This is a genomic window from Myroides sp. N17-2 (genome assembly GCF_002286775.1).
Classification (GTDB): domain Bacteria; phylum Bacteroidota; class Bacteroidia; order Flavobacteriales; family Flavobacteriaceae; genus Flavobacterium.
Genome location: NZ_NSGJ01000083.1, coordinates 1 through 7,826, shown reverse-complemented (window position 1 = coordinate 7,826; position 7,826 = coordinate 1). Strand labels below are relative to the sequence as shown.

4 protein-coding genes are annotated in these 7,826 nt (G+C 35.4%); all 4 read right to left on the bottom strand.

Features of this window, described 5'->3' with window-relative positions; all coding sequences use genetic code 11:
* Nucleotides 1–226: 226 nt before the first annotated feature.
* The gene (locus CF599_RS19030; protein WP_121967501.1) at nt 227–5,530 is read right to left on the bottom strand and encodes a hypothetical protein; all 5,304 of its coding nucleotides are present in this window, start codon (nt 5,528–5,530) and stop codon (nt 227–229) included.
* A 514-nt stretch (nt 5,531–6,044) separates the two neighbouring features.
* Nucleotides 6,045–6,731 (bottom strand): AraC family transcriptional regulator, encoded by a 687-nt coding sequence (locus tag CF599_RS19600; RefSeq protein WP_158221797.1) that lies wholly within the window; start codon nt 6,729–6,731, stop codon nt 6,045–6,047.
* A 444-nt stretch (nt 6,732–7,175) separates the two neighbouring features.
* Entirely contained in the window at nt 7,176–7,508 is a 333-nt protein-coding gene (locus tag CF599_RS20105) for a helix-turn-helix domain-containing protein (protein WP_121967499.1), read from the bottom strand.
* Complete coding sequence (locus CF599_RS19015) at nt 7,505–7,714, bottom strand: hypothetical protein (RefSeq protein WP_121967498.1); 210 nt, start codon at nt 7,712–7,714, stop codon at nt 7,505–7,507. Before CF599_RS19015 ends, CF599_RS20105 begins: the two co-directional genes overlap by 4 nt.
* Between the last annotated feature and the right edge of the window lie 112 nt (nt 7,715–7,826).

Below are 7,826 nucleotides of genomic sequence, written 5' to 3'. Positions count from 1 at the left end.
TACTAGAAAAATATGTACTTTTACTCATCGTGTTTATTGTTTTGCAAGACTAAACTACGATAACTTTTTAGAAGTCAGCTTGCTGGCTTCTTTTTTTTTATCGGACAACAATGATAATTCATATTCTTATAATTATTTTGTTTTAAAATAATTCTATTGTATAACTCATTCATAGTTATATCTAGACTTGCTCTTTACAAACAAGCCTAGACAAACCCCTTCCAAATTAGTTATCGTTTCTAACAGAGAACACTATGTTCATAAATGTCCCTACTGTTACATCTGCATTTGTCTGAAGCTCATAGCTCAACACTCCATTATTATCAACAGTCACTGCTTTAAACACTGTAGTATCATACCAAGTGATAAAGTAATCTAACTCTGATGTTGGTAATATAGGTAGGTTAGACTTAGGATTAGGGCTAGAAGTTACTGGATTACCGAACTGCTTCACATAACGACCATATAAATCTATCTTCCCTAATAAAGTAGTATCATTAAATGTATCACCTGCTAAAGCACCTGATCCTGCAGCATTCATCTGTTCTAAACTTGTCGGCACAATGATAGAAGGCATATAGAAAAACTTCGGCATAGCTGCTTTTAGTGCTTTAATTACATCTCCATTATTATCTACAGCTAATAGACGTTGAGTCTGTTGATCCTGTACATTTTTCTTATCCAGTCCTTTTAACGCTAGAGTATTAGCACTAGTAGTAGTAATATCAGTTGGTTTAAGTAAACTTCCACCTAACTGAATATTGTTGAGTGTCTTTGTTAAACCATTATCCGCTGTTGCTGATAAAGCAGCTTTATTTTCCCACTTAGGTTTTCCTTTATCATCCGTTACTAATACTTGGTCATTTCCTCCATTAGCCATATCAACAGGTTGGATCGTTCCGTCTTTAATCTTACCAGATGTGATAGATTCGTCTTTCACTCTTAGGCTTGTATCCACTAGGACTGCTCCTGTTCCACCACTTACTACTTCTATCGTTGCATTGGTAGCATCAGCTGCTGTAAGATTCTTACCACCTTGTACATCTGTAACATTAACTTTTGGTGTACCTGCTATCCACTCTGTGCCGTTATACACTAAGGCTTGACCATTAGTTGTAGGAGCAGCTTGATTAACTGGCTTACCTTTTAATGATGTTAACTTATTAGAATTTGCTGGTCCTGTTACATCTCCTGCTAATATTAACTTAGAGACATCTGCATTTACTACATAAGGACTAGCTTCTGAACCTGCACCTGTAATAGTAATAGCTGTACCTTGAATGGTTTTACCACCAATACCATCTTTACCATTAATCCCTGCCGTTCCATCCATCCCGGCTGTTCCTGCTTCTCCTTTTAATGATTCAATAAATGCTGCTCCATCCTTTCCATCGTTTCCAGGAAGACTTTGCCAGATCTCTAAAGCTGATGTTCCTTTTGCTCCTGGTAATCCTACCTCTCCTTGATATCCTTTAGCACCAATTAAACTAATTAACCATTCTGCCTCAGTTCCTACAAATCCGTTATCTACTGCTACTTGGTATGCTGACTTACCATTTATTCCATCTTTACCATTCTTAACAGTTACAACACCTCCGTTACCATCTGTAATAGTACTTGTACCATCTCCATTATCTTTTACAGTAACTGACTTACCATCTACTCCGTTAGTTCCATCTTTTCCATCTGCTCCTTTAACTCCGTCCTTAACAGTAACAATTCCTCCTGCTCCGTCAGTAATAGTGATTGTTCCATCACCATTATCTTTTACAGTAACTGATTTACCATCTATTCCATTAGTTCCGTCTTTACCATCCTTAACAGTCACAGTTCCTCCTGCTCCATCAGTAATAGTGGTAGTACCATCACCATTATCTTTTACAGTAACTGACTTACCATCTACTCCGTTAGTTCCATCTTTACCATCTGCTCCTTTAACTCCATCCTTAACAGTCACAGTTCCTCCTGCTCCATCAGTAATAGTGGTTGTTCCATCACCATTATCTTTTACAGTTACTGACTTACCATCTATTCCATTAGTTCCATCTTTACCATCTGCTCCTTTAACTCCGTCCTTAACAGTCACAGTTCCTCCGTTACCATCTGTAATAGTTGTTGTACCATCACCGTTATCTTTTACAGTAACTGATTTACCATCTATTCCATTAGTTCCATCTTTTCCATCTGCTCCTTTAACTCCGTCCTTAACAGTCACAGTTCCTCCTGCTCCATCAGTAATAGTGGTAGTACCATCACCATTATCTTTTACAGTAACTGACTTACCATCTACTCCGTTAGTTCCATCTTTACCATCTGCTCCTTTAACTCCGTCCTTAACAGTCACAGTTCCTCCTGCTCCATCAGTAATAGTGGTTGTACCGTCTCCGTTATCTTTTACAGTAACTGATTTACCATCTACTCCATTAGTTCCGTCTTTACCATCCTTAACAGTCACAACACCTCCGTTACCATCTGTAATAGTTGTTGTACCATCACCGTTATCTTTTACAGTAACTGATTTACCATCTACTCCGTTAGTTCCGTCTTTACCATCCTTAACAGTCACAACACCTCCGTTACCATCTGTAATAGTTGTTGTACCATCACCATTATCTTTTACAGTAACTGATTTACCATCTATTCCATTAGTTCCGTCTTTACCATCTGCTCCTTTAACTCCGTCCTTAACAGTCACAGTTCCTCCTGATCCATCAGTAATAGTGGTAGTACCGTCTCCGTTATCTTTTACAGTAACAGATTTACCATCTATTCCGTTAGTTCCATCTTTACCATCTACTCCTTTAACTCCATCCTTAACAGTAACAGTTCCTCCTGCTCCATCAGTAATAGTGGTTGTTCCATCACCATTATCTTTTACAGTAACTGACTTACCATCTATTCCATTAGTTCCGTCTTTACCATCCTTAACAGTAACTGTTCCTCCTGCTCCATCTGTAATAGTTGTTGTACCATCACCATTATCTTTTACAGTAACTGATTTACCATCTATTCCATTTGTTCCGTCTTTACCATCTGCTCCTTTTGGACCTAAGATGTTTGTCCACGTATTTGTAGTTGGATCATAAACCCATACTCCTGAATCATTGTGTACAATAGTTACTCCTTCACCTGGCGCTCCTGGATTACCTGTATCACCTGGTGTTCCTGGTGTTCCACTCTCTCCTACTTGTGACTCTGATTTAAATCCTGTGTCTCCTTTATCACCTTTTTCTCCCTTAGGACCTAAGATGTTTGTCCACGTATTTGTGGTTGGATCATATACCCATACTCCTGAATCATTGTGTACAATAGTTACTCCAGCTCCTGGACCTCCTGGCTCTCCTGGTTTCCCTGGTGTTCCACTCTCTCCAACTTGTGACTCTGATTTAAATCCTGTGTCTCCTTTGTCACCTTTCTCTCCTTTAGGTCCTAAGATGTTTGTCCATGTATTTGTTGTTGGGTCATAAACCCATACTCCTGAATCATTGTGTACCACAGTTACTCCTTCACCTGGTCCGCCTGGCTCTCCTGGTTTCCCTGGTGTTCCACTCTCTCCAACTTGTGACTCTGATTTAAATCCTGTGTCTCCTTTGTCACCTTTCTCTCCTTTAGGTCCTAAGATGTTTGTCCATGTATTTGTTGTTGGGTCATAAACCCATACTCCTGAATCATTGTGTACAATAGTTACTCCAGCTCCTGGGCCTCCTGGCTCTCCTGGTTTCCCTGGTGTTCCACTCTCTCCAACTTGTGATTCTGATTTAAATCCTGTGTCTCCTTTATCACCTTTTTCTCCCTTAGGACCTAAGATGTTTGTCCACGTATTTGTAGTTGGGTCATATACCCATACTCCTGAATCATTGTGTACAATAGTTACTCCAACTCCTGGACCTCCTGGCTCTCCTGGTTTCCCTGGTGTTCCACTCTCTCCTACTTGTGACTCTGATTTAAATCCTGTGTCTCCTTTATCACCCTTATCACCTTTCAATGATGCGATAAATGCTGCTCCATCTTTTCCATCATTACCAGGTAGGCTTTGCCAAATCTCTAAGGCTGACTTTCCTTCATCTCCCTTATCTCCTTTTAATGATGCAATAAATGCTGCTCCGTCTTTTCCATCGTTACCAGGAAGACTTTGCCAGATCTCTAAAGCTGACTTTCCATCTGCTCCTTTAGCTCCGATTAAACTAATTAACCATTCTGCTTCAGTACCTACAAATCCGTTATCTACCGCTACTTGATATGCAGATTTTCCGTCTTTACCATCTTTTCCTGTGATTGATGCGATGAAGTCTGCTCCGTCTTTTCCATCATTACCAGGAAGACTTTGCCAAATCTCTAAGGCTGACTTTCCTTCATCTCCCTTATCTCCTTTTAATGATGCGATAAATGCTGCTCCGTCTTTTCCATCGTTACCAGGAAGACTTTGCCAGATCTCTAAAGCTGATTTACCATCTGCGCCTTTAGCACCGATTAAACTAATTAACCATTCTGCTTCAGTACCTACAAATCCGTTATCTACCGCTACTTGGTATGCTGATTTTCCGTCTTTTCCGTCTTTTCCTGTGATTGATGCGATAAAGTCTGCTCCATCTTTTCCATCATTACCAGGAAGACTTTGCCAAATCTCTAAGGCTGATTTACCTTCATCTCCCTTATCTCCTTTTTGCCCTTTAGTTAGATCTATTGTAACAGCTTCTCCCTTCTCATTTGTATAAGTGAATGTGCCATTTTTATTATCTACTAAGGTCGTTACCGTTTCATTTCCTTTAACGATATCATTAAATGTGATATTCTTTACTTCTCCTTCTTTAGTAACATAAGTAAATGATGCACCGTCATAATAAACATTACCACCTACATAGCTATTCTCTATTACTTTATAAAGTTCATTCTTTACATACTCGTTATTAATAATCTCTTGAAAATTCTTAATAACACTCTTAGGAAGTTTAATTCTATATCCATTAGCTAGAATAGGGTTACCCATTCTATCTATAGCATTCTCATTATAAAAAATATAATCACCAGAAGCCTCTTCGTATTCTATCTTAGTAACCTTCTCTTTTATCTCTTCTTTATTTCCTTCATTATTGATATAATACAACTTATCGCCTTCATAAATAACATTCCCTTTAGTTGTGTTTACTATATTACTAATCTCATTTTTAATATTTTCATTCTTAAAAATTTCTTGGTAATTATTAATTACAGTCTCAGGTATATCATTAACAGTAGTTAATCGATTCCATTTATCAATGTACCAGTAATAAAAACCAGGTTTAAGTTCATTTTCAACAGTTGCTGTGTTATACACAAGCATACTATTAATCCCATTTTTTGGAAACTCAGTAATCGTAACAACATCTTTACTGTTCTTTAATGCAATTCTAGGAATCAATAACCCTCTATTGGTTGATTCAATTGTCAATTCAGCAGATTTATTAGGATCTAAAGTTCCTACACCAACTTGTGCATTTGCCGCAAAACTACTAACAAGTAAAGCCGCTACAGATAGTACTCTTTTTTTCATATTCTCTTCTACAATTTATTTACAACTAGATAATAAGTGATTATTCCTTTATCACATTTACTTTTAAATTATTTACAAAGAGTACCTCCATTCAAATGTCTAATCCAGAAAAACACAATCAGTATATAGAGGTACTTACTAATTACTTTCAAGCAAATGTATCTTCCTCTATTGTTAAATAATGTATCATAAACCCACTAAATCAGTCATTTGAAACATATTGATACATGCTTTAACTTATACCTTAAAAACACAGATCACTTACTACCAACAAAACACCCTATCCTCTTAAAATCAAATAACTAAACAAAGAATAAAGCATAAATAGAAGCCACTTATTCTTATATAGAAGTGCTATTTATAGAAAAAAAGAACCTAAACTCATAGGCGATAAGCAGGAAAGTTAATTGCATAAAAAAAGTCCTCATTACTTATAAAGCAACGAGGACTTATGATTATAATCAAGATAAATATTCTAATAAAACACTCCTAACTCAGAGAATGTAAAACACCCTTATTCCGTTAAGAGCTCTGATGGAGCAAAACCATATACATTCACAAATGCTCTGTAAAAAGATATCCGTGTATTGAATCCACTAGCTATGGTCAATTCCTCAACTGTGATATCCTTCTCTTTTTCTAAAATTAAAAATACTGCATACTCTACTTTTAGTCTATTAATATATTGTTTAAAACTCAAAGACTCTGACTGCCTAAAATAACTTAACAATATTCTTTTATCAATACCCAAAATCACAGAAGCTTTAGTTAAGGTTAATTCAGTATCCAAGAATAACTGACTTTCAATAATCTTTTTATACAATAGTTGACGTATTTCATCTCTCTGCTCATCAGTCAATGCAGTACTCTTCTCTTCAATGTAAGTAATATCTTGCTCTTGGATACTTACTTCTATATAATCTTTTTCTTTCGCTACAAAATCTTGTTCAACATCTAACAATACCAATTGACTATTTGTTGTTTGTAGAGCCTCATCTATGGCGAATCTATCTGTATAATAAACTTGTTTTAATTCATTTAATAAAGAAACAATAGCTACACATAAACTATAAACCATAAAAATATAGTCGCTATCAAATATCTTCTGATCTCTTTTGAAAAACACAATACAAAAAAAGAAAGAACAACTAAACAATAATACTATATAAAATATTATCACTTCATTGGTTTTATACCTCATCTGATGATTAATAAAATACAAGTATCCATAACTAGCATAACAAATACAACTTATGATAACTGTCGAAATTAAAGCCTGATGAAGATATCCTAGATAATTTGGATAAAATGCTTGTAATAAAAAATAACCTACAAAGCCAAAGAGCTCAAGACAGAGTACCAAAACAAAATGGAAATAAGATTTTTTAATATCCTCTCTTAGGAGTAATAGTAAAAAAGGGCCAATCATAATACTAAACAGAATCCCTAAAGGAACTTCATACAATCCCATTTTCTTTTTTACTAAAAAAACAATAAATGAGCAGATCACAAGGGCACAGTTAATACAAAACATATTTACACTTAAAACTGTCTTCGTTTTCTTGAAACTAAAAACTAGTGTATATAGTATAAAGCTAAAAACAATCAAGAATAATAAAATCATAGTAAGGTGGGGATTTTATTGTTAAAAACTATTTACTCGATATAAAAAGGGGCTTAAACCAATATATTCTTCAAAGTATTTTTTAAACGTATTGACAGATTTAAATCCACTAGTATTGGCAACAACATCTAACGTCCAATTATTGCCACTTTTTAAAAGTTCTAGCGAATAATTAATTCTGTACTTGGCAACTAATTTGTAAAATGTTGTATCTAAGTTATTATTAATGACTCGGTGTACTATTGAAGTATTTTCTATAGATAACAACTCGCATAGCTGTCTAATCGAAAAGCTTGGATGCAGATAATAATCATTACTTTCAAAAAAATTACAAATCCTTTCAGCGATAATCACATCCTCATACTATTCAATTCTTGGATTGTTGCTATGCTAATATCTACGTTATGCTCCTCTTGGTCAATGAAGTTTAGGTCATCGCTAATAATACTTTTATTCTGTAGGTTCTTAAACCCGTTGCGTTGTATAATAAAACTAAACAACGTTAAACTTGAGATAAACAACACTATAACTTTTATTCCAAAATCTATATACTTAATCATTGTTGTCCGATAAAAAAAAAGAAGCCAGCAAGCTGACTTCTAAAAAGTTATCGTAGTTTAGTCTTGCAAAACAATAAACACGATGAGTAAAAGTACATATTTTTCTAGTAAA

Coding starts and splice junctions, on each gene's coding strand:
- CF599_RS19600 (WP_158221797.1), bottom strand. CDS start 6,731: ATGAGGTATAAAACCAATGAAGTGATAATATTTTATATAGTATTATTG.
- CF599_RS19030 (WP_121967501.1), bottom strand. CDS start 5,530: ATGAAAAAAAGAGTACTATCTGTAGCGGCTTTACTTGTTAGTAGTTTT.
- CF599_RS19015 (WP_121967498.1), bottom strand. CDS start 7,714: ATGATTAAGTATATAGATTTTGGAATAAAAGTTATAGTGTTGTTTATC.